Origin of the sequence: Pseudomonas sp. GD04091 (genome assembly GCF_029836165.1) — a bacterium.
In the GTDB taxonomy this organism is placed as follows: Bacteria; Pseudomonadota; Gammaproteobacteria; order Pseudomonadales; family Pseudomonadaceae; genus Aquipseudomonas.
This window is the reverse complement of record NZ_JAOEBG010000001.1, coordinates 37,121-59,770: the sequence shown is the minus strand read 5'-3', so window position 1 is coordinate 59,770 and position 22,650 is coordinate 37,121. Positions and strand designations below refer to the sequence as shown.

General features: G+C 68.4%; 8 protein-coding genes. 5 read left to right on the top strand and 3 right to left on the bottom strand.

The features are described from left to right. Positions 1-229 precede the first annotated feature (229 nt). The gene (locus N7422_RS00210) at positions 230-13,183 is read left to right on the top strand and encodes a non-ribosomal peptide synthetase (RefSeq protein WP_279804530.1); all 12,954 of its coding nucleotides are present in this window, start codon (positions 230-232) and stop codon (positions 13,181-13,183) included. A 90-nt stretch (positions 13,184-13,273) separates the two neighbouring features. Here the strand turns inward: N7422_RS00210 and dsbG are convergent, their stop codons facing one another. From dsbG to dsbD, 3 genes are read right to left on the bottom strand one after another with little or no spacing between them, the layout of a single operon-like run. Then, on the bottom strand, positions 13,274-14,032 hold the full coding sequence (dsbG, locus tag N7422_RS00205) for a thiol:disulfide interchange protein DsbG (protein ID WP_279804529.1): 759 nt from the start codon (positions 14,030-14,032) through the stop codon (positions 13,274-13,276). Position 14,033: 1 nt separating this feature from the next. After that, complete coding sequence (locus N7422_RS00200; protein ID WP_279804528.1) at positions 14,034-14,864, bottom strand: TlpA disulfide reductase family protein; 831 nt, start codon at positions 14,862-14,864, stop codon at positions 14,034-14,036. Next, complete coding sequence (gene dsbD / locus N7422_RS00195; RefSeq protein ID WP_279804527.1) at positions 14,864-16,585, bottom strand: protein-disulfide reductase DsbD; 1,722 nt, start codon at positions 16,583-16,585, stop codon at positions 14,864-14,866. Before dsbD ends, N7422_RS00200 begins: the two co-directional genes overlap by 1 nt. 501 nt (positions 16,586-17,086) lie before the next feature. Between dsbD and N7422_RS00190 the strand changes: the two genes are divergently transcribed. The 4 genes from N7422_RS00190 (at position 17,087) to N7422_RS00175 (ending at position 22,465) form a co-directional block, all read left to right on the top strand. Beyond that, positions 17,087-17,770, top strand: a complete 684-nt coding sequence (locus tag N7422_RS00190) for a response regulator transcription factor (RefSeq protein WP_279804526.1) — start codon at positions 17,087-17,089, stop codon at positions 17,768-17,770. Further along, a complete protein-coding gene (locus tag N7422_RS00185) occupies positions 17,767-19,089 on the top strand; it encodes an ATP-binding protein (RefSeq protein WP_279804525.1) in 1,323 nt (440 codons plus the stop codon). The genes N7422_RS00190 and N7422_RS00185 overlap by 4 nt, the downstream gene beginning before the upstream one ends. Positions 19,090-19,278: 189 nt before the next feature. Beyond that, entirely contained in the window at positions 19,279-20,676 is a 1,398-nt protein-coding gene (locus N7422_RS00180; protein WP_279804524.1) for an aspartate aminotransferase family protein, read from the top strand. 169 nt (positions 20,677-20,845) lie between these two features. Continuing rightward, the gene (locus N7422_RS00175) at positions 20,846-22,465 is read left to right on the top strand and encodes a twin-arginine translocation signal domain-containing protein (RefSeq protein WP_279804523.1); all 1,620 of its coding nucleotides are present in this window, start codon (positions 20,846-20,848) and stop codon (positions 22,463-22,465) included. Positions 22,466-22,650: the final 185 nt, after the last annotated feature.

Genomic DNA, 22,650 nt, shown 5'->3' with positions numbered 1-22,650 from the left:
TGTCAAATACGAAAGTTAATGAGTTTCGATCAATTTCAGTTCTAAGCGAAGGGCTGTGAAGCCGGTCAACTTTTTGCCTTGCGCCGGTCTGGCCGGCACTGCCCGACGGCCCTAATTTCTTCCGCTCTCAATCCGTTCCCCTGTGTACATCCGGCTGCCGAGCGCTGCCCGCCTGTCATGCGCGGGGCCAGCCAGGCACGACTCACCCAGACACTGGCAGGAACATTCCATGACGGACGCCTTCGAACTCCCGCACTCGCTGGTCCAGGCCCTGGCACAGCGCGCCGCCCAGACCCCGGAGCGAATCGCCTTGCGCTTTCTCGCCGACGCGCCCGGCGAGCAGGCAGTGCTCAGCTATCGGGACCTCGATCAGCGCGCGCGGACCATCGCCGCGGCGCTGCAGGCCCGGGCCGGTTTCGGCGAACGTGCCGTGCTGCTGTTTCCCAGCGGCCCGGACTACGTGGCGGCGTTCTTCGGTTGCCTCTATGCCGGGGTGATCGCGGTACCGGCCTATCCACCGGAGTCTTCGCGCCAGCACCACCAGGAGCGCCTGCTGTCGATCATCGCCGACGCCGAACCGCGTCTGCTGCTGACGGTAGAAGCGCTGTGTGACAGTTTGCAGGGCCTCGAAGCCCTGGCGGGCGACAATGCCCCAGGCCTGCTGGCCGTCGATTGCCTGGATCCGCAGCTGGCCGACCAGTGGCGGGCACCGGACCTCGCGGGGAGCGACATCGCCTTCCTGCAGTACACCTCCGGCTCCACCGCGTTGCCCAAGGGGGTGCAGGTCAGCCATGGCAACCTGGTGGCCAACGAGCAACTGATCCGCCACGGTTTCGGCATCGACCTCAACCCGGACGACGTGATCGTCAGCTGGCTGCCGCTGTACCACGACATGGGTCTGATCGGCGGGCTGCTGCAGCCGATCTTCAGTGGCGTGCCCTGCGTGCTGATGTCGCCGGGCTACTTCCTGGCCCGGCCGCAGCGCTGGTTGCAGGCGATCAGTGAGTACGGCGGCACCATCAGCGGCGGGCCGGACTTCGCCTACCGCCTGTGCAGCGAGCGGGTCAGCGAGGCGGCGCTCGCCGGCCTCGACCTGAGCCGTTGGCGCGTGGCCTATTCGGGCTCCGAGCCGATCCGCCAGGACAGCCTCGACACCTTCGCCGAAAAATTCGCCGCCTGCGGCTTCGCCGCGAGCAGCTTCTTCGCCAGCTACGGCCTGGCCGAGGCCACCCTGTTCGTCAGTGGCAGCCGTCGCGGCCAGGGCATCGGTGCCCTGGAGCTGGACGCCGAGGCGTTCGCCGCCAACCGCGCAGAGCCAGGTCAGGGCAGTGTGCTGATGAGTTGCGGCTACCCACAGCCGGGCCACGCGGTGCGCATCGTCGAGCCGCAGCGCCAGGAGGTGCTCGGCGACAATCGGGTTGGCGAGATCTGGGCCGGTGGTCCGAGCATCGCCCTGGGTTACTGGCGCAACCCCGAAGCCAGCGCGCGCACCTTCGTCGAAATGGACGGCCAGACCTGGCTGCGCACCGGCGACCTGGGTTTCATGCGCGACGGCGAAGTGTTCGTCACCGGCCGCTTGAAGGACATGCTGATCGTCCGTGGTCAGAACCTCTACCCGCAGGATCTGGAGAAGACCCTGGAGCGTGAGGTGGACGTGCTGCGCAAGGGGCGTGTGGCGGTGTTCGCCGTCGACGACCAGGGCGAGGAGGGGATCGGCGTGGCGGTCGAGATCAGCCGCAACGTGCAGAAAGCGCACGCGCCCGAAGCGCTGATCAACACCCTGCGGCGGGTCATCGCCAACGCTTGCCGCCAGGCCCCGGCGGTGGTGCTGCTGCTCAACCCGGGCGCGCTGCCCAAGACCTCCAGCGGCAAGCTGCAGCGTTCGGCCTGCCGTCTGCGTATGGATGACGGCAGCCTGGATATCTATGCACGTTTCCCGACCTTGGCAACTGCCCAGGGCGAAGCGGTGATGGCGGACGATCTGCAGGCGCGCATCGCGGGCATCTGGCGTGAGCTGCTCAAGGTCGAATCGGTCGTGGCCGAGGATCACTTCCTGCTGCTGGGTGGCAACTCCATCGCCGCCACCCAGGTGACCGCGCGCCTCGGTGACGAACTGGGCATCGCGCTCAGCCTGCGCACCCTGTTCGAAGCGCCGACGCTCGCCGAGTACAGCGCCGCGGTGGCGGCTATCCTCGACGCCGGTGGCAATGCCGCCGGGCGTATCGAAACCCAGCCTCGCCACCAGCCATTGGCGCAGTCGCTGGCGCAGAACCGCCTGTGGCTGCTGTGGCAGCTGGAGCCGCAGTCCGCCGCCTACAACATCCCGGCGGGCCTGCATTTGCGCGGCGAGCTGGATGAGGCCGCGCTCGAGGCCAGCTTCCAGGCCCTGGTGGCGCGCCATGAATCGCTGCGCACGGTGTTCGACGAGGTCGACGGCCAGGCGCTGCAACGCATCCTGCCGAGCCTGCCGTTCAGCCTGCGGCGTCTTGACCTCGAAGGCCTGGACAGCGCCGAAGTGACGGCGCGTCGCGAACACGAAGCCCAGCAGCCGTTCGACCTGCGCAGCGGGCCGCTGCTGCGGGTGACCCTGGCGCGCCTGGATGACGACCAGCACCAGCTGTGGGTGACCCTGCACCACATCGTCGCCGATGGCTGGTCGCTGAACATCCTGCTCGACGAGTTCGCCCGGCTGTATGCCGCCCAAGGCCAGGCCGTGAACCTGGCCGAGCTGCCCCTGGGTTACGCCGACCATGGCAACTGGCAACGCCAGTGGCTGGCCGACGGCGAGGCGGCACGCCAGCTCGACTACTGGAAAGCCAAGCTTGGCGACGAACTGCCAGTGCTCGACCTGTGCACCGACCAGCCGCGCGGCAACCTGCGCGACCGCCGTGCCGCACGCTTGAGCGTGAAAGTGCCGGCCGCGCTGGCCGCGACCCTGAAGGACCTCGCCCGCGACCAGCAGGCCAGTCTGTTCATGGTCCTGCTGGCCGGCTGGCAGGCCCTGCTGCACCGCTACACCGGCCAGGGCGACATCCGCGTCGGCGTGCCCAACGCCAACCGCCCGCGCCTGGAAACCCAGGGCATGGTCGGTTTCTTCATCAACACCCAGGTGCTGCGCGCTGAACTCGACGGCCGGTTGCCGTTCGCGCAGCTGCTCGGCCAGGTGCGCCAGGCGACCCTCGAGGCCCAGGCGCATCAGGACCTGCCTTTCGAGCAACTGCTCGAAGCCTTGCCCGAGGCCCGTGAGCAGGGCCTGTTCCAGGTCATGTTCAACCATCAGCAACGCGACCTGTCGGCCTTGCGCCGGCTCCCCGGCCTGCTGGCCGAAGAGCTGCCATGGCACAGCCGCGAAGCCAAGTTCGACCTGCAACTGCACAGCGAGGAGGACCACCAGGGCCGCCTGACGCTCGCCTTCGACTACGCCGCCGAGCTGTTCGAGGCCACTACCGTCAAGCGTCTGGCCAATCATCTGCTGACCTTGCTGGAACAGGTGGGTGCCCAGCCGCAACTGGCCCTGGGCGAGGTGCAACTGCTCGATGAGCAGAGCCGCGCGCAGCTGCTGGGCTGGGGCCAGGCGCCGAGCGCCCGGGCCCAGCGCCTGCTGGTCGAGCAGCTCAATGAACAGGCTCGCCTCACTCCCGAACGCGTGGCACTGGTGTGGGAGGGCGGTCAGCTCGACTACGCCACGCTGCACCAGCAGGCCAACCGCCTGGCGCACTACCTGCGCGACAAGGGCGTCGGCCCGGACTCCCGGGTGGCCATCGCTCTGGAGCGTTCACCGCAACTGCTGGTCGGCCTGCTGGCCATTCTCAAGGCCGGCGGCGCCTATGTGCCGCTGGACACCGACTACCCGGCCGAACGCCTGGCCTACATGCTCGCTGACTGCCAGGCCAGCCTGCTGCTCAGTCACAGCGCGCTGCTCGACAAGCTGCCGCAGGTCGACGGTGTCAGCGCCATCGCCCTCGACCAGTTGCACCTGGACAGCTGGCCGAGCCAGGCCCCGGGCCTGCACCTGCACGGCGACAACCTCGCCTACGTGATCTACACCTCTGGCTCCACCGGCCAGCCCAAGGGCGTGGGCAATACCCATGCCGCGCTGGCCGAACGCCTGCAATGGATGCAGGCCACCTACGCGCTGGACGCCAGCGACGTGCTGATGCAGAAGGCGCCGATCAGCTTCGACGTGTCGGTGTGGGAATGCTTCTGGCCGTTGCTCACCGGCTGCCGGCTGGTACTGGCCGGCCCTGGCGAGCACCGCGACCCGCAACGCATCGCCCAGCTCATCCAGCGGCACCAGGTGACCACCTTGCACTTCGTGCCAGCGCTGCTGCAGGTGTTCGTGCAGGAGCCCCTGGCCGCCGGCTGCAGCAGCCTGCGCCGCTTGTTCTCCGGTGGCGAGGCGCTGCCCGCGGCGTTGCGCGACCGCACCCTGCAACTGCTGCCCCAGGTGCGCCTGCACAACCGTTACGGCCCGACCGAAACCGCGATCAACGTCACTCACTGGCACTGCCAGGCCGGCGACGGCGAGCGCTCGCCGATCGGCCACCCGCTGGGCAATGTGCTGTGCCGGGTGCTGGATGACCAATTCGAGCTGACCGCCCCTGGCGTGCCGGGCGAACTGTGCCTGGGGGGCGCGGGCCTCGCCCGTGGCTACCTGGGACGCCCCGGGCTCACCGCCGAGCGCTTCGTGCCCCAGCCCGACGGCGACGGCGCGCGCCTGTACCGCAGCGGCGACCGTGCCCGCTGGCATGTGCAGAGCGAGGCGCTGGAATACCTCGGTCGCCTCGACCAGCAGGTGAAGGTCCGTGGCTTTCGCGTCGAACCCGAGGAGGTGCAGGCAGTACTGCTGGCGCAGCCGGGGGTCGAGCAGGCGCTGGTGCTGATCCACAAGGACGCCGTGGGCGCCCAGTTGGTCGGCTACTACAGCGGTATCGAACAGACTGCCGCGCTGCTGGCCACGCTGGCCGAACGTCTGCCGGCCTACATGGTGCCGGCGCAGTTGATCCACCTGGCGCAGATGCCCCTGGGGCCGAGCGGCAAGGTCGAGCGCAGGGCGTTGCCGGCGCCGGTCTGGCAGCAGCGTGAGCATGTCGAACCGCAGAGCGCGCTGCAACGTCAGGTCGCGGCGATCTGGCGCGAAGTGCTGAACCTGCCTCAGATCGGCCTGCAGGATGACTTCTTCGCCCTCGGCGGCCACTCGCTGCTGGCCACCCAGATCGTCTCGCGCACCCGCCAGGCACTGGATGTCGAACTGCCGCTCAAGGCCTTGTTCGAGGCCCGCGAACTGGGTGCCTTCTGCACCGAGATCGCGCGTCTGCAGGACGGCGGCGCACGCAACCTGCAGGGCGCCATCGCCCGGGTCGACCGCCGCCAGGCCGTGCCGCTGTCCTATTCGCAGCAGCGCATGTGGTTCCTCTGGCAGATGGAGCCGGACAGCCCCGCCTACAACGTCGGCGGCATGGCCCGCTTCAGGGGCGTGCTGCATGTGGACGCCTTCGAACGTGCCCTGCAGGCGCTGATCGTGCGCCATGAAACCCTGCGCACCACCTTCCCGAGCATCGACGGCAAGCCATACCAGTGCGTGGCCGACGACAGCAACCTGCACCTGCAATGGCACGACTTCAGCAGCGACGCCGCCGAGGTTCGCCAGCAGCGCCTGCGACAGCTGGCCGACGCGCAGGCGCACCAGCCGTTCGACCTGGAGCGCGGCCCGCTGCTGCGCGCCTGCCTGGTCAAAGCCGGCGAACGCGAACACTGCTTCGTGCTGACCTTGCACCACATCGTCACCGAAGGCTGGGCGATGGACATCTTCGCCCGCGAGCTGGCCGAGCTGTACGAGGCCTTCGTCGACGAGCGCGAGTCGCCGCTGGAACCGCTGCCGGTGCAGTACCTCGACTACAGCGTCTGGCAGCGCCAGTGGCTGGAGAGCGGCGAGGGCGCGCGCCAGCTGGCCTACTGGAAAGACCGCCTGGGCACCGAGCACCCGGTACTGGCGCTGCCGGCCGACCGGCCACGCCCGGCGGTGCAGAGCCACCGCGGCGAGCTGTACCGCTTCGACCTGGACCCGGCGCTGGTCCAGCGCGTGCACGCCTTCAACAGCCAGCACGGCCTGACCTTGTTCATGACCATGACCGCCACCCTGGCCGCGCTGCTGCACCGCTACAGCGGCCAGCGCGACCTGCGCATCGGCGCGCCGGTGGCCAACCGTATCCGCCCGGAAAGCGAGGGGCTGATCGGTGCCTTCCTCAACACCCAGGTGCTGCGCTGCGAACTGGACGGGCAGATGAGCGCCCGCGCGCTGCTCGACCAGGTGCGCCAGACCATCATCGACGGCCAGTCGCATCAGGACCTGCCGTTCGACCAGCTGGTCGAAGCCCTGCAACCGCCGCGCTCGAGCGCCTATAACCCACTGTTCCAGGTGATGTGCAACGTGCAGCGCTGGGCCTTCCAGCAGAGCCGCGAACTGGTGGGCATGCAGGTGGATTACCTGGTCAACGACGCCAGTGCCACCAAGTTCGACCTGTACCTGGAAGTCACCGACCTCGATGGTCGCCTGGGTTGCTGCTTCACCTACAGCCGCGACCTGTTCGACGAGCCGCGCATCGCGCGCATGGCCGAGCACTGGCAGCAGTTGCTGGTGGCGCTGCTGGACAACCCGCAACAACGCCTGTGCGAACTGCCGATGCTGGCCGAAGCCGAGCAGCAGGTACTGATCGGCCAGCTCCAGGGCGAGCAGGACTTCGAGCTTGACCGTACCCTGCACGGGCTGTTCGCCGCCCAGGCCGAGCGTACCCCGCAGGCCCTGGCGCTGACCTTCGCCGGCAGCCACCTGAGCTACGCCGAGCTGGACCAGCAGGCCAACCGCCTGGCCCGCGCCCTGCGCGAGCGCGGGGTCGGCCCGCAGGTGCGGGTGGGCCTGGCGCTGGAGCGTTCGCTGGAAATGGTGGTCGCCCTGTTGGCCATCCTGAAGGCCGGCGGCGCCTACGTGCCGCTGGACCCGGAATACCCGCTCGATCGCCTGCGCTACATGATCGAAGACAGCCGGCTCGGCCTGCTGATCGGCCAGCGAACGCTGCTCGACAGCCTCGGCGAGCTGCCCGATGGTGTTGCCTGCTGGCGCCTGGAGGACGATGCCGCGAGCCTGTCCGCCTACAGCGACGCGCCCCTGGACAACCTTAACCTGCCGCAGCACCAGGCCTACCTGATCTACACCTCCGGCTCCACCGGCAAGCCCAAGGGCGTGGTGGTCAGCCACGGCGAGATTGCCATGCACTGCCAGGCGGTGATCGAGGCGTTCGGCATGCGCGGCGACGATTGCGAGCTGCATTTCTACTCGATCAATTTCGACGCCGCCAGCGAGCGGCTGCTGACCCCGCTGTTGTGCGGTGCCCGCGTGGTGCTGCGTGCCCAGGGCCAATGGGGCGCCGAGGACATCTGCCAACTGGTGCGCGAGCAGCGGGTGAGCATTCTCGGCTTCACCCCGAGCTACGGTAGCCAGCTGGCCCAGTACCTGGCCGGGCAGGGCGAGCAGTTGCCGGTGCGCCTGGTGATCACCGGGGGCGAGGCACTGACCGGCGAGCACCTGCAGCGCATCCGCCAGGCCTTCACCCCGCAGCAGTTCTTCAACGCCTATGGCCCGACCGAGACCGTGGTCATGCCGCTGGCCTGCCTGGCGCCCGACACCTTGCCTGCCGATGCCGGCAGCGTGCCGATCGGCCGGGTGATCGGTGCCCGCACCGCCTACATCCTCGACGAGGACCTGGCGCTGCTGCCGCAAGGCGGCATCGGCGAGCTGTACATCGGTGGCGCGGGTCTGGCCCAGGGCTACCACGATCGACCAGGCCTGAGCGCCGAGCGCTTCGTCGCCGACCCGTTCAGCCCTGACGGCGGGCGCCTGTACCGCACGGGCGACCTGGTGCGCCTGCGCGCCGACGGCCTGGTGGAATATGTCGGCCGTGCCGACCAGCAGGTGAAGATCCGTGGCTTCCGCATCGAGTTGGGCGAGATCGAAAGCCGCCTGCAAGAGCACGCCGATGTCGAGGAGGCCGTGGTCCTGGCGCTCGACCTGCCGGGCGGCAAGCAACTGGTGGGCTACCTGGTCTGCCGTCAGGCCGGCGCGGACAGCGAAGCCCAGGCCCGCCTGCGCGAAGCGGTCAAGGCCGACGCCCGCCTGCACCTGCCGGACTACATGGTGCCGGCGCACCTGGTGCTGCTCGACAGCCTGCCCTTGATGGGCAACGGCAAGCTCGACCGTCGGGCACTGCCGGCGCCGGACCTGGAACAGGCGCGCCAGCATTACCAGGCGCCTGCCAATGCACTGGAGGAGCAACTGGCGCAGATCTGGCGCGAGGTGCTCAACCTGTCGCGCATCGGCGTGCAGGACAACTTCTTCGAACTGGGCGGCGACTCGATCCTGTCGATCCAGGTGGTCAGCCGCGCCCGCCAGCTGGGCCTGCAGTTCACCCCGCGCGATCTGTTCCAGCACCAGACCATCCAGACCCTGGCGGCCGTGGTCAGCCGCAGCGAAGCGCCGAGCGCCATCGAGCAAGGCCCGCGCCAGGGACGCACCGGCCTGACGCCGATCCAGCACTGGTTCTTCGACAGCGAGGTACCGCAGCCCCAGCACTGGAACCAGGCCGTGTTGCTCGAGGCGCGTCGGCCATTGCAGGCCGAAGCCCTGGAGCAGGCCCTGACCGCGCTGGTGACGCAACATGACAGCCTGCGCCTGCGCCTGCGCTTCGCCCAGGCCAATGGCCGCTGGCAGGGCGAGTACGCCCAACCGGCCAGCCAGCCGCTGCTGTGGACGGCCACGGTGACCGACTTCGACGACTGCCAGGCGCTCTACACCGATGTGCAGCGCAGCCTCGACCTGGCCGAAGGGCCGCTGCTGCGCGCCTTGCTGATCACCGACGGCCAGGGCGCGCAACGCCTGCTGCTGGCGATCCATCACCTGGTGGTCGATGGCGTGTCGTGGCGCGTGCTGCTCGAAGACCTGCAGGCGCTGTACCGTGGCGAAGCGCTGGCGGCCAAGACCCATGCCATGGGGGACTGGGCCGCGCGCCTGGCCAGCTACGCCGGCAGCGATTCGCTGCGTGACGAACTGGCGTGGTGGGAAGGCCAGCTGGGCACAGCCCGCCGCGAACTGCCGTGCGATCACCCGCAAGGCGGCAACCTGCACCACCATGCCCGCAGCGTCGCCATCGCGCTGGACGTGGAACAGACCCGCCAGCTGCTGCAACAGGCACCGGCGGCCTACCACACCCAGGTCAACGACCTGCTGCTGACTGCCCTGGCGCGCACCCTGTGCCACTGGAGCGGTGACGAGCAGGTGCTGGTGCAACTGGAAGGCCATGGCCGCGACGGCCTGTTCGAGGACATGGACCTGACCCGCAGTGTCGGCTGGTTCACCAACGCCTATCCGCTGAGCCTGCGCCCGGCGGCGGGCGAGGGCGAAGCGGCTCGCGGCGCGTCGATCAAGGGCATCAAGGAGCAGCTGCGCCAGGTGCCGCACAAGGGCCTGGGCTATGGCGTGCTGCGCTACCTGGCCGACGAGGGCGGGCGCGAACGCATGGCCGCGCTGCCCCAGGCGCGCATCACCTTCAACTACCTTGGCCAGTTCGACCAGCAGTTCGACGAGGCCGCGCTGTTCCAGCCACTCGACGCGCCGGCAGGGTTGGCTCACGACCTGGACGCGCCTTTGCCCAACTGGCTGAGTGTCGATGGCCAGGTCTATGGCGGCGCCCTGCAACTACGCTGGAGCTTCAGCGCCGAGCGCTATGACGAGCAGACCATCGCCGGGCTGGCCGAAGCCTACCGCCAGGAGCTGTTGGCGCTGGTCGCGCACTGCCTGGTCGAGGGCAACGGCAGCTTCACGCCGTCGGACTTCCCCCTGGCGCAACTGACTCAGGAACAGATCGACGCATTGCCGGTCGCGGCCGCCGAGATCGAGGACGTCTACCCGCTGACGCCGATGCAGGAAGGCTTGCTGCTGCATACCCTGCTGGAGCCGGGCACCGGCATCTACTACATGCAGGACCGCTACCGCATCAACAGTGCCCTGGACCCCGAGCGCTTCGCCCAGGCCTGGCAGGCCGTGGTGGCGCGCCACGAAGCCCTGCGTGCGTCGTTCAGCTGGAACGCCGGCGAAGCGATGCTGCAGATCATCCACAAGCCCGGCAAGACGGCGGTTGACTACCAGGACTGGCGCGGCCTCGACGAGCACGCCCAGGAGGCGCGCCTGCAGGCCCTGCACAAGCAGGAGCGCGAGGCCGGTTTCGAGCTGCTGCGCGAAGCGCCGTTCCACCTGCGCCTGGTGCGCGTGGACGACGCGCGCTACTGGTTCATGATGAGCAACCACCACATCCTCATCGATGCCTGGTGCCGCTCGCTGCTGATGAACGACTTCTTCGAGATCTACCAGGCCCTGGGCGAAGGCCGCCAGGCCCGCTTGCCGGTGCCACCGCGCTACCGCGACTACATCGGCTGGCTGCAGCGCCAGGACCTCGACGAGGCGCGCCTGTGGTGGCAGGCCAACCTGGCCGGTTTCGAGCGCGCCACGGCGATCCCCAGCGACCGTCCGCTGCGCCATGACCATGCCGGCGACGGCATGCTGGTGGGCGACTGCTACACCCGCCTCGAGCTCAGCGAGGGCGCGCGGTTGCGCGAGCTGGCCCAGGCCCATCAGCTGACCGTCAACACCTTCGCCCAGGCGGCCTGGGCCCTGACCCTGGCGCGCTACAGCGGCGATCGCGACGTGGTGTTCGGCGTCACCGTGGCCGGGCGCCCGGTGAGCCTGCCGCAGATGCAGCGCACCGTCGGCCTGTTCATCAACAGCATCGCCCTGCGCGTGCAGTTGCCGCAGCCGGGCGAGCGCCGCAGCGTGCGTGAATGGCTGCAAGGTCTGCTCGATCGCAACATGCAACTGCGCGAATACGAGTACCTGCCGCTGGTGGCGATCCAGGAGTGCAGCGAGCTGCCCAAGGGCCAGCCGCTGTTCGACAGCCTGTTCGTGTTCGAGAACGCCCCGGTGGAAACCGCCGTGCTCGACCATGCCCAGCACCTGAACGCGAGCTCGGATTCGGGCCGCACCCACACCAACTTCCCGCTGACCGCGGTGTGCTACCCAGGCGATGACCTGGGCCTGCACCTGTCGTTCGACCAGCGCTACTTCGACTACCCGACCGTCGAGCGCCTGCTCGCCGAGTTCAGGCGCCTGCTGCTGGCACTGGTCGAAGGCTTCGACGGCGAAGTGGACGAACTGCCGCTGCTGGGCGCCGACGAGCAGCGCTTCCTGCTCGAGGACTGCAACCGCACCGAGCACGCCTATGCCCTGGAGCAAAGCTACGTCGAGCTGTTCGAGGCACGGGTCGCGGCGCATCCGCAGCGCACCGTCGCTCGCTGCCTGGAGGCCTCGTTCGACTATGCCGGGCTGAACCTGGCGGCCAACCGCCTGGGCCATGCCCTGGTCGGGGCGGGCGTCGCCGTCGACCAGCCGGTGGCACTGCTGGCCGAGCGCGGCCTGGCCTTGCTGGGGATGATCGTCGGCAGCTTCAAGGCCGGCGCCGGTTACCTGCCGCTGGATCCGGGCCTGCCGTCGGCGCGCCTGCAACGCATCGTCGAGCTGAGCCGCACGCCGGTATTGGTGTGCAGCGCGGCGTGCGCCGAGCAGGCGCGTCAGCTGCTCGATGAGGTGGCAGGCGCGGTACGGCCGAAACTGCTGGTCTGGGAAGAGGTGCAGGCGAGCAATGTGGCCAGCCATAACCCAGGTATCCACAGCGCGCCGGACAACCTCGCCTATGTGATCTACACCTCGGGCTCCACCGGCCTGCCCAAGGGCGTGATGGTCGAGCAGCGCGGCATGCTCAACAACCAGTTGAGCAAGGTGCCGTACCTGACGCTGGACGAGCAGGACGTGATCGCCCAGACCGCGTCGCAGAGCTTCGATATCTCGGTCTGGCAGTTCCTCGCCGCGCCATTGTTCGGTGCCAAGGTGGAGATCGTGCCGAACGCCATTGCCCATGATCCGCAAGGTTTGCTGGCCCATGTGCAGGCCACCGGCATCACCGTGCTGGAAAGCGTGCCGTCGCTGATCCAGGGCATGCTGGCCAACGAGCACCAGGCCCTGGACGGCCTGCGCTGGATGTTGCCGACCGGCGAGGCGATGCCGCCGGAGCTGGCCGCGCAGTGGCTGCAGCGCTATCCGCAGATCGGCCTGGTCAACGCATACGGCCCGGCGGAGTGCTCGGACGACGTGGCGTTCTTCCGCGTCGACCCGGCGTCGACCCAGGGCAGCTACCTGCCGATCGGCACGCCGACCGACAACAACCGCCTGTACCTGCTGGGCGAGGACCAGGCCCTGGTACCGCTGGGCGCGGTGGGCGAGCTGTGCGTCGCCGGTACCGGCGTGGGGCGTGGCTATGTCGGCGATCCGCTGCGTACCGCGCAGGCGTTCATCCCGCATCCGTATGGCGCGCCGGGCGAACGTCTGTACCGCACCGGCGACCTGGCTCGTCGTCGTCCGGATGGCGTGCTGGAGTACGTCGGCCGTATCGACCATCAGGTGAAGATCCGTGGCTACCGCATCGAACTGGGCGAGATCGAGGCGCGCCTGCACGAGCAAGCGGAGCTGCGCGATGCCGCGGTTGGGGTGCAGGAAGGCGTCAATGGCAAGCACCTGGTGGGCTACCTGGTGGCCCATCAGGGCGTCGAGGCCGATGCCGCGTTGCTCGACCAGCTCAAGCAGCGCCTGCGCGCCGAGCTGCCTGAGTACATGGTGCCGTTGCACTGGGGCTGGTTCGACAACCTGCCGCACAACGCCAATGGCAAGCTCGACCGCAAGGCGCTGCCGGTCATCGAGATCGGCGGCCAGCACAGCCAAGACTACCTGGCGCCGCGCAACGAGCTGGAGCAGACCCTCGCCGGCATCTGGGCCGATGTGCTCAAGGCCGAACGGGTGGGCGTGCGCGACAACTTCTTCGAGCTGGGCGGGCATTCGCTGCTGGCCACGCAGATCGCCTCGCGGGTGCAGAAGGCCCTGCAGTTGAACGTGCCGTTGCGGGCGATGTTCGAATGCAGCACGGTGGAGGAGCTGGCCGAGTACGTGCACGGGCTGCAGGACAGCGCGCTGGACGAGGACAAGGTCGATCGGTTGAGCGACCTGATGGCGGAGCTGGAGGCGTTGTAAAGTCCGAGTCAGCGCATCGCGGGGCAAGCCCGCTCCCACGCCACGAGATGCACAGGGTGGCGTGGGAGCGGGCTTGCCCCGCGAGGGTGTTCAGCGCTTGCCGAGGATCTTGCCCAGCATCTCCGGCCGCGGCGCACCTTGCTGGCTCTGCAACTGCCCCTGCTCATCCTGATAGAAGATCGCCGGCGTGGCCGCCAGGCCCAGTTCCTCCATCAATGCCAGGTTCGCCTCGAGCTTTTTCTGCACCGCTTCGGGCACCGTGTCCAGAGGCTTGAGCTTGCTCGCCTTGCCGGCCTTCTCGTGTTCCTGCAGGGCCTTGGCCGGGTCCTTGGCGGCCAGCAGCGCGGCGGACTTGCCCGGGCTGTCCTCGCGGATGATGCCGACCATGATGTGGCGCAGCTGCACCTTGCCCGACTCGACCCAGGGCCGGGCCTGCTGCCAGAACATGTTGCAGTAAGGGCAGTTGGGGTCGCTGAACAGGTAGACGATGCGCGGCGCATCGGCCTTGCCGTCCTGGATCCAGGCGGTGTTCTCCATCTTCGCCCAGACCGCCTTGCTCATTGGCGCGTATACCAGCTTTTCCAGCGGTTCGGCGCTGAGGTCCTTGCCTTGCTCGTCGAACAGGCTGCCGACCAGCACGTGCTTGCCGTCGGGGGTGAGGTACAGGGCGATGCCGTTGTTGTGGTACTCGGCGGCGTAGCCGCGCAGGCCGTCGGGGGCGTCGAAGCTGCCCTTGATCACGGCGCCCTTGGCCTGCAGTTGCTGGATGGCCTTGGGAAGTTCCTCGGCGTGCAGCATGGGCGTGGCGAGCAGGGTCAGGGTCAGGGGCAGCAGCGCATTCAATCGCATGTCAGTTTCCTTGTGGGGCGGGCGCATCGGCGCGTTCGAAGGGTTCCAGGGCGTGGCGCAGACTGGCGCGCGACAGCTCGCCCAGGTGACTGCCGACCAGTCGCCCTTCGGCGTTGTAGAACAGGGTGGTGGGCAGGGCCATGGAGCCGACCTTGCGGGACAGCTCGCCGGTGCCGTCGAACAGCACATTGGACAGGGTCAGGCCGGTGGTGGCCATGAAAGTGCTGACGTTCTCGGGCGTCTCGCCCTGGTTGACGAACAGGAAGGTCACGTGGGGATAGTCGTCCTCGGCCTGTTGCAACACCGGCATCTCGCGGCGGCACGGCGGGCACCAGGTGGCCCAGATATTGATCACCAGCGGGCGGCCACGGTAGTCGTGCAGGGCCACCGCCTGGCCACGGCTGTCGCGCAGGGCGATCTGCGGCAGCTCCGTACCCTTGCCGTAGAGGTGGCTGGCCATGCTGCCGAGCCCCCAGAACAGCGCGCCGCTGAACAGCGCCCAGCCCAGTGGCCGACGCAGGCCCGGGCGTCGCCAGCCCTGCCACAGGGTCCCGAGCACGATGCCCAGCAGGCCGCCCCAGAGCAGGAAGCCGCCGTCACGAATATCGATGATTTGCAGGGGGTCGTCGCGGTACATCGGCCAGTAGGCCAGGACGAAGCCCAGGCGGGCGAACAGCAGGCCAAGCAGGAACAGGTTGAACAGCGCCGATTCCGGGTTCTCGCCGCCGCGCCGTGCCACCCACCAGCCGACCAGGCAGGCGATGGCCAGTGCCGTGAGCAGCAGCAGGTGGTTCAGGGCCATGGTCAATGGCCCGAGGGTGACGGTCAGCATCAGCCTTGGCTCCTGGTCTGTGCCCAATGCTGCAGGAAACCGGCGGCGTCGATTTCGCCGGTGATGCGCCGGGCGCGGCGTTCCTCACCTTCCGGGCCGACCCAGATCAGGCTGGGCGGGCCGGGTACCTGATAGCGCTGCAGCAGTTCGCGGCTGGCCGGGGAGTCGGCCGTCACGTCCAGGCGCAGCAGGTGCACGCCGGCCAGGCTGGCCTGGACCTCGGCACGGCCGAACACCTGCTTTTCCATGACCTTGCACGACACGCACCAGTCGGCATAGTAGTCCACCAGCACCCATTGGCCACGGGCCTTGGCGGCATCGAGCTCGCGTTGCAGGTCGGCGGGGGCGCTGACAGTGACGAAGGCGTCATGGGCGGTGGCCGGGGTGCTGGCACCGCCGCCCTTACCGGCGAACGGTTGCAGTGGTTGCCACAGATCGTTGCCGCCGGCCGCCGCGCCCACCAGCAGCAGACCACCCCACAGGGCGCCCAGCAGCGGTATCGCGCGCAGGGCGGGCAGGCGCTGCAGGGCCGGCCAGGCGGCCCAGCCCAGGGCGATCAGCCAGGCACCGGCCAGGGCCAGTACCAGGGTTTCGGGCAGCAGGCCGCGCACGGTGTACAGGGCCATGGCCAGGAATACGAAGCCGAACAGGCCCTTGACCAGGTTCATCCAGGCGCCCGGGCGTGGCAGGTAGCGGTTGCCCAGGGTAACCAGCAACAGCAGGGGCACGCCCATGCCCAGCCCCAGGGTGAACAGCACCAGCGCGCCTTGCAGCACGTCGCCGCTCTGGGCGATGTAGAGCAGCGCCCCGGCCAGGGGCGCGGTCATGCACGGCCCCAGCAGCAGGCCCGAGAGGGCGCCCAGCAGCGCCGCGCCATACAGGTTGCCGCCACGGGTGCCTTGCCCGGCGCGGTCGAGGCGGTCACGCAGGAATGCCGGCAGTTGCAGCTCGAAGGCGCCGAACATCGGCAGGGCGAGGATCACGAACAGGCCGGCCAGGCTGCCCAGCAGCCAGGGTTGTTGCAGCCAGGCCTGCAGGCTGGCGCCCAGCAGCGCGGCGATCACCCCCAGCGCGGCATAGACCAGCGCCATGCTCAGCACGTAGACACCGGCCAGCCACCCGCCGCGGCGGGCGCTGGCGCCATTGCCCATGACCAGCCCGGCGAGGATCGGCAGCATCGGCAGCGAGCAGGGGGTGAAGGCCAGCAACAGGCCCAGGCCGAAGAACGCCAGCAGGCTCCAGCCCAGATTGCCCTGTTGCAGGTTGCTGGCCAGGGCCTGGTCGCTGGCTTGGTCGGCAGTGGCGGCAGGCGTGGCGTTACCGCCCAGGGCGATCGGCGTGGTTTGCGGGGGGTAGCACAGGCCAGCGTCCGCGCAGCCTTGCCAGCCCAGGCGCAGTTCGCCGCTGGCGCTGGCCGGCAGCAGCAGTTCCAGCTCGGTGCGGTACACGGCACTGTCGCCGAAGAACTCGTCGTGATGGTTTTCGGCCTGGGGCAGGGTGGGGTGCTGCTCGTCGGGCAGCCCGTCGAATTTCAGGCGCTTCTGGTAGAGGTAGTAGCCGTCCTTGATCTGGAAGTGCAGGCGCATCTGGCCGTTTTCCAGACGGTCGTGGGTCAGGACGAAGGCTTCGTTCACCGGCAGGAAGTCTGGTTTTACCGCGAAGGGGTTGGCCTGGAGAGGGCCGGCGAGCAGGAATGTCAGGAAGAGCAGGAAAACACGCATGTCGACGCCTTGGCAGAGCTTTGAAGAGGGCCATGCTGGCCTTGGGTTATTAACTGAAGGTTAAGTTGGCTTTTTCAGGGCGTTCGGCGTTGGCCTTGCAGCGCCTGTGAGATCGAGCGCCGCCCGCGCGGCGCATCGCGACGCAAGGCCGCTCCTACATTTGTTTCGGGCCAGTCTCTCCTGTGCCATTACCTGGTCCGCCTTGTTGGCACGACGCGGTTTCAGCGTGGGCACCACTGCCGCCCCACCAGTCTCGAGACATGCGCCAAGGCGGACAGCGGTACTTTCACAGGAATAATTGGCCCGAAACAGATGTAGGAGCGGCCTTGCGTCGCGATGCGCCGCGCGGGCGGCGCTCGATCTCGAGAACGCTGCAAGGCTGTCGTCAACCTCCTGTCCGCCCTGATGCCATCCCCTCGGCGAACGCTGCCAAACCCGTTCATAATCCCCCCTTAATCGCCACCCTGTGCAATGCCAGCTTCCCTACCCAGGAGACCCCCCATGCACGTTCTGCTCTGCGAGGACGATGACCTGATCGCCAGCGGTATCTGCGCCGGCCTCTCGGCCCAGGGCCTGACCGTGGACCGGGTGGCCAGCGCCTCGCAAGCCCGGCAGATGCTGCAGACCGCGCAGTTCGACGTGATGATCCTCGACCTGGGCCTGCCTGACGAGGATGGCCTGAAGTTGCTGCGTCGCCTGCGCCAGCAGGGCATGACCCTGCCGGTGCTGGTGCTGACCGCGCGCGACGCGGTCACCGACCGGGTCGATGGCCTGCAGGCCGGCGCCGACGACTATCTGCTCAAACCCTTCGACCTGCGCGAGCTGGCCGCGCGTCTGCACACGCTACTGCGCCGAGTGGCCGGGCGGGCGGTCAACGTGATCGAGCATGGTCCGCTGTGCTATGACCCGAGCAGTTGCATGGCGACCCTGGCCGGCCAGCCGGTCGACCTGTCGCGCCGCGAGCAGGCGCTGCTCCAGGCGTTGCTGCAGAACCCGGGGCGGGTGCTGTCCAGCGAGCAGCTCAAGGACTGCGTCTACGGTTTCAATGACGAGGTCGAGAGCAACGCGTTGAATGTGCATATCCATCACTTGCGGCGCAAGCTCGGCAACAGCATCGTCGAGACCGTGCGTGGGCTGGGTTACCGCCTGGGGCCGGCGCAGGCGCCGGAGGAGGCCGCGCCATGAGCCTGCGGGTACGGCTGTCGCTGATCCTCGGCAGCGCCTTCATCATCATCTGGGTGCTGGCCGCCGCGTGGATGCTGCGCGACCTGCGCCAGCAGATGATGTTCTCCCTCGACCAGCGCCTGGTGGCGTCGGCGCGCATGGTGGCCGGGCTGATCGACCAGTTGCCGCAGCCGCTGACCGCCAAGGGCCAGGACGCGCATTTTTCCGCCGACCAGTTCAGCGTGCCGGACGGCATGGCCTGCCAGGTCAGTTCCCTGCGCGGCGAGATCCTCGCCAGCAACCACAAGCACGATGGTGGCATGGACGACCAGCGCAGCGGCTTCCGGGACCAGACCATCGATGGCGCCTCGTGGCGCACGTTCACCTACAACCATGGCGATGTGCGCATCACCACCGCCGATCGCCACCAGGAACGCGAGGCGCTCAACCAGTCGATCCTGCTGGCGGCTTCGGCGCCGGTGCTCATGGCTCTTCTGGGCAGCCTCGGGCTGCTGTGGATCGGCCTGGGCAAGGGGCTGGAGCCGCTGAACCGCATGCGTGATGCCTTGCGCCGGCGTCGTGCCGACAGCGTCGAGCCGTTGCAGGTCGCCGGCCTGCCCAGCGAGCTGCAGCCGTTGCTCGCCACCCAGAACCAGTTGTTCCTGCGCATCGCCCAGACCATCGAACGCGAGCGCCGCCTGACCGATGACGCCGCCCATGAGCTGCGCAGCCCGCTGACGGCGATCAAGACCCACCTGCAGGTGGCGCGCATGACCGACGGCAGCGTGCGCGAGCAGGCGCTGGAGCATGCCGAGCAGGGCGCCGACCGCATGCACCGCACGCTGGAGCAGCTGTTGATGCTGGCTCGGGTCGAGGGCAGCCTGTCGTTCGACGATGGCGTGCAATGCAGTGCCGAGCAGGTTGCCCTGCAGGCGATCCAGGATGCCGGCGGTGGCGACAACCGACGCATTCTGCTGCGCCTGCCCGAGGACGCGGCCAAGGTCTACCTGGGCATGCCGGCGCCCTTGGCGGTGGCCGCGCTGCGCAACCTGCTGGACAACGCCCTGCGCCATGGCGGTGACGAGGCCGTGGAGCTGGAGGTGCGGGCGCAGGGCGGGCAGGTGGGCTTCATGGTACGCGACCATGGTCCGGGCATCGCCGAGGAAGACCTGGCGCACCTGACCGAGCGCTTCTGGCGCCATGGCCAGAGCGGTGGTTGTGGGCTGGGGCTGGCCATCGTCCAGGCCATCGTGCAGCGCTGTTCCGGTACCCTGCGCTTCGACAGCCAGGCCGATGGTCTGCGAGTCTGGCTGCAGGTGCCGACGCGCCCGGCAGGCTGACACGCATCCGCCTCATTGCGCCGTGGCAGCAGGCTTGCTCCGCGATGAGGAGCCATTGCCAGAACAAATCCCACGCCAAGCGCTAAATCCGCGCCTCGCCAAAGCGTTTTCCAAGCGATAACAACCCGACACACATCCAGTTACAGGGAGCGTGGCGGGCACATTCGCTTGCTTGCGAGGGATTTTCCGATGTCGACCGCTTCCAGCCTTGCCCAGGCGCTGCCGGCCACCGCGCCGCGTGCCCTGTACGAATTCGCGGACTCGCCGCTGTTGCTGCGCCAGCAACAGCAGGAGTCCAACGCCCGCAGTTACCCACGGCGCATCCCGCTGGCACTCAAGCGTGCCCGTGGCATCTACGTCGAGGACGTCGAGGGCCGCCAGTTCATCGACTGCCTGGCCGGCGCCGGGACCCTCGCCCTGGGGCACAACCACCCGGTGGTGATCGACGCGATCCAGCGCGTGCTGGCCGACGAACTGCCGCTGCACACCCTGGACCTGACCACGCCGGTCAAGGACCAGTTCGTCCAGGACCTGTTCGCGCTGCTGCCCGAGGCCTTGCGCCGCGAGGCGAAGATCCAGTTCTGCGGCCCGACCGGCACCGACGCGGTGGAGGCCGCGCTCAAGCTGGTGCGTACCGCCACCGGGCGCAGCACCGTGCTGGCTTTCCAGGGCGGCTACCACGGCATGACCCAGGGGGCGCTGAGCCTGATGGGCAGCCTGGGGCCGAAAAAGCCGTTGGGCGCGTTGCTGAGCAATGGCGTGCAGTTCCTGCCTTACCCCTATGACTACCGTTGCCCGTTTGGCTTGGGTGGCGAGGCCGGGGTGCGCGCCAACCTGTACCTGCTGGAAAACCTGCTGAACGACCCCGAGGCCGGCGTGGCATTGCCCGCGGCGGTGATCGTCGAGGTGGTGCAGGGCGAAGGCGGGGTGATCCCGGCGGACGTCGAGTGGCTGCGCGGGCTGCGGCGGATCACCGAGCAGGCCGGGGTGGCGCTGATCGTCGACGAGATCCAGAGCGGCTTTGCCCGCACCGGGCGGATGTTCGCCTTCGAACATGCCGGTATCGTGCCGGATGTGGTCACCCTGTCCAAGGCCATCGGCGGCAGCCTGCCGATGGCGGTGACGGTGTACCGCGACTGGCTCGATACCTGGTCGCCGGGTGCCCATGCCGGCACCTTCCGCGGCAATCAGATGGCCATGGCCACAGGTTCGGCGGTGATGAAGTACCTGGTCGAGCACCGTCTGTGCGAGCACGCCGAAGCCATGGGCCAGCGCCTGCGTGAGCACTTGCAGCGCCTGCAGCAGGCATACCCGCAGTTGGGCGATATCCGTGGGCGTGGCTTGATGCTAGGGGTGGAACTGGTGGACCCGGCTGGCCAGGTCGACGCCCTGGGGTATCCACCGGCGCACCGCAGCCTCGCGCCGAAGGTGCAGCGCGAATGCCTGCGCCGTGGCCTGATCCTCGAGCTGGGTGGCCGGCATGGCGCAGTGGTGCGCTTCCTGCCGCCGTTGATCATCAGTGCCGAGCAGGTCGACGAGGTCGCCACGCGCTTCGCCGAGGCGGTACAGGCGGCGGTTGCCAGCTGATGTCCTTGGGCCGCGATGCGGCCCTTTCCCGGCGCGAGGCCGTTGTTGCAGGAGACGCCGTTTCCTGTGGCAGCGGCCTCGTGTCGCAGCCACATGGCTAAATTTCCCCTCCCAGCGTACGTCCTAGCTTGGGTAGAAGCCGCGGCACGCGGAGACGGATTGAGGCGCAATGACAATTTCTCGACGAGGATTCATCGCCGGCCTGGCAGTGGCAGGCGCCACCGGCACGGCGGCCTATTACGCGCACAAGCAACTGACCCACGATCCTGAGGACGATATCGTCACCCCTGGCGAGGCCAGCGTGGAACTTGCCGATCATAGCGGTCAGGTGCTGGCGGACAAGTTGCGCGGTATCTGGGACATCCGCTTCGAAGGTGCCGACGCAGGCCTGGAGGGCTTGCCCCGGCAGGGCATCGAGATGTTCCTCGACATCGCCACCAAGGGTCGGGGGCTGCGCGGTTTCGTCGACACCGGCGAGCGCCTGCGCGGCGAGGGCGAGCCGGCCTATCGGGTGCTTGGCGACCTGGTCGGTGCCAGCACCGGCGAGGTGCGCTGGCGTCTGCTGAGCCAGCAGGGTGGGCCGAGTTACGAGTGCGTGGCCAGTCTCGACGAGGTGTGGGGCGAATTCGCCAACGCCGGCAGCGGCACCCTGAGCGTGCGCGTGCAGCGTCTGGACCGGCCGCTGACCCTGCCGCTGCAGGACAACCGCATCGTCGCGGTCAAGCGCCTGTTCCCCGAAGCCCGCGAGCGTCTTCCCTACACCCCGCAGATGCAGGACTGGGTGATCGGTGCCGAGCATCGCCTGTTCCACCAGCTCTGGCACGCCACCCGCGATCAGTGGCACAAGCTGCCGGAGCAAAAGCAGAACGCCTTGCGTGGCCTGGGCTGGCAGCCTGGTCCACGGGACCGCGAGCGCGACGCCCGTGGCCCGCGCAAGCACCGCAACGGTTCGGGCATCGATTTCCTGTTCATGCACCGGCACATGCTGATGTATGCGCGCACCTTGCAGGACCTGCCGTCGTGGCCGCGCTTCCCGCTGCCGCAGCCCAGTGTCGAGTTCGACCGCGCAGGCTTCGCCCGCTACCACGACAACCACGATGGCTACTGCGTGCCGCCAGGCTGGCAGGCGCCGGGCGACGAGGCCTATGGGCAGTGGGTCGGGGCGATCAAGGCCGGCGAGACCTACTGCAGCAACTTCCAGGTGTGGGAGTCGCAGTACCAGGATCCGCTGTACCTGTCGAAGCTGTCCCTGGGCGCCTTCGGCTCGGAGCTGGAGATGAACCTGCACGACTGGCTGCACATGTGCTGGGCATCGGTGCCGCGCGATCCGATCAATGGCGCGCCGGTGCCGTTCGCCCGCGACCCGTCCGACTTTGCCGGGCGCTGGTACGGGCGTGAGAACGATTTTCTCGGTGATCCGTTCTCGTCCCACGTCAACCCGGTGTTCTGGGGTTTCCATGGCTGGATCGACGACCGCGTCGACGACTGGTTCCGCGCCCACGAGCGCTACCACCCCGGCCAGGTACGACGCCTACAGATCAATGGCGTACCATGGTTCGCGTCGGGGCGCTGGGTCGAGGTGGACGATCCATGGCTGGGGCCGGATACCCATGGCTGCAGCACTCAGCCGGGAATGCGCCCGGGCAAGTCGGTGGAGATGGATGTGGAGACCATGAAGCTGGCCCTGCGCATCACCTTCGGCGAGGACGACAAGATCGGCCCGTTCCTGCGCAAGGTGCCGCAGCGGCCCTGGTATGCGCGGCATCTGTCGATGAAGAACATCGTCTGACCTGGAGCGAGGCTGTGTGTGCGGCACCGGCATGGTGGCGCTCGCGAAGCCGAGCGCCGCTCTTCAACCTGACGCGATTCCAGTGGGAGCGGGCTTGCCCGCGAACACCGACGCAGCCGGTGCCAGACAATGCGCCGCCTGCTTCGCGGCGGTTCGGCGTCCCAACGAACCCGCTCCCACGGGGA

Excerpts from the sequence above, each read along its gene's own strand:
- N7422_RS00190 (WP_279804526.1), top strand. The coding sequence starts at position 17,087 with ATGCACGTTCTGCTCTGCGAGGACGATGACCTGATCGCCAGCGGTATC.
- dsbG (WP_279804529.1), bottom strand. The coding sequence starts at position 14,032 with ATGCGATTGAATGCGCTGCTGCCCCTGACCCTGACCCTGCTCGCCACG.
- N7422_RS00180 (WP_279804524.1), top strand. The coding sequence starts at position 19,279 with ATGTCGACCGCTTCCAGCCTTGCCCAGGCGCTGCCGGCCACCGCGCCG.
- N7422_RS00200 (WP_279804528.1), bottom strand. The coding sequence starts at position 14,864 with ATGCTGACCGTCACCCTCGGGCCATTGACCATGGCCCTGAACCACCTG.
- dsbD (WP_279804527.1), bottom strand. The coding sequence starts at position 16,585 with ATGCGTGTTTTCCTGCTCTTCCTGACATTCCTGCTCGCCGGCCCTCTC.
- N7422_RS00185 (WP_279804525.1), top strand. The coding sequence starts at position 17,767 with ATGAGCCTGCGGGTACGGCTGTCGCTGATCCTCGGCAGCGCCTTCATC.
- N7422_RS00175 (WP_279804523.1), top strand. The coding sequence starts at position 20,846 with ATGACAATTTCTCGACGAGGATTCATCGCCGGCCTGGCAGTGGCAGGC.
- N7422_RS00210 (WP_279804530.1), top strand. The coding sequence starts at position 230 with ATGACGGACGCCTTCGAACTCCCGCACTCGCTGGTCCAGGCCCTGGCA.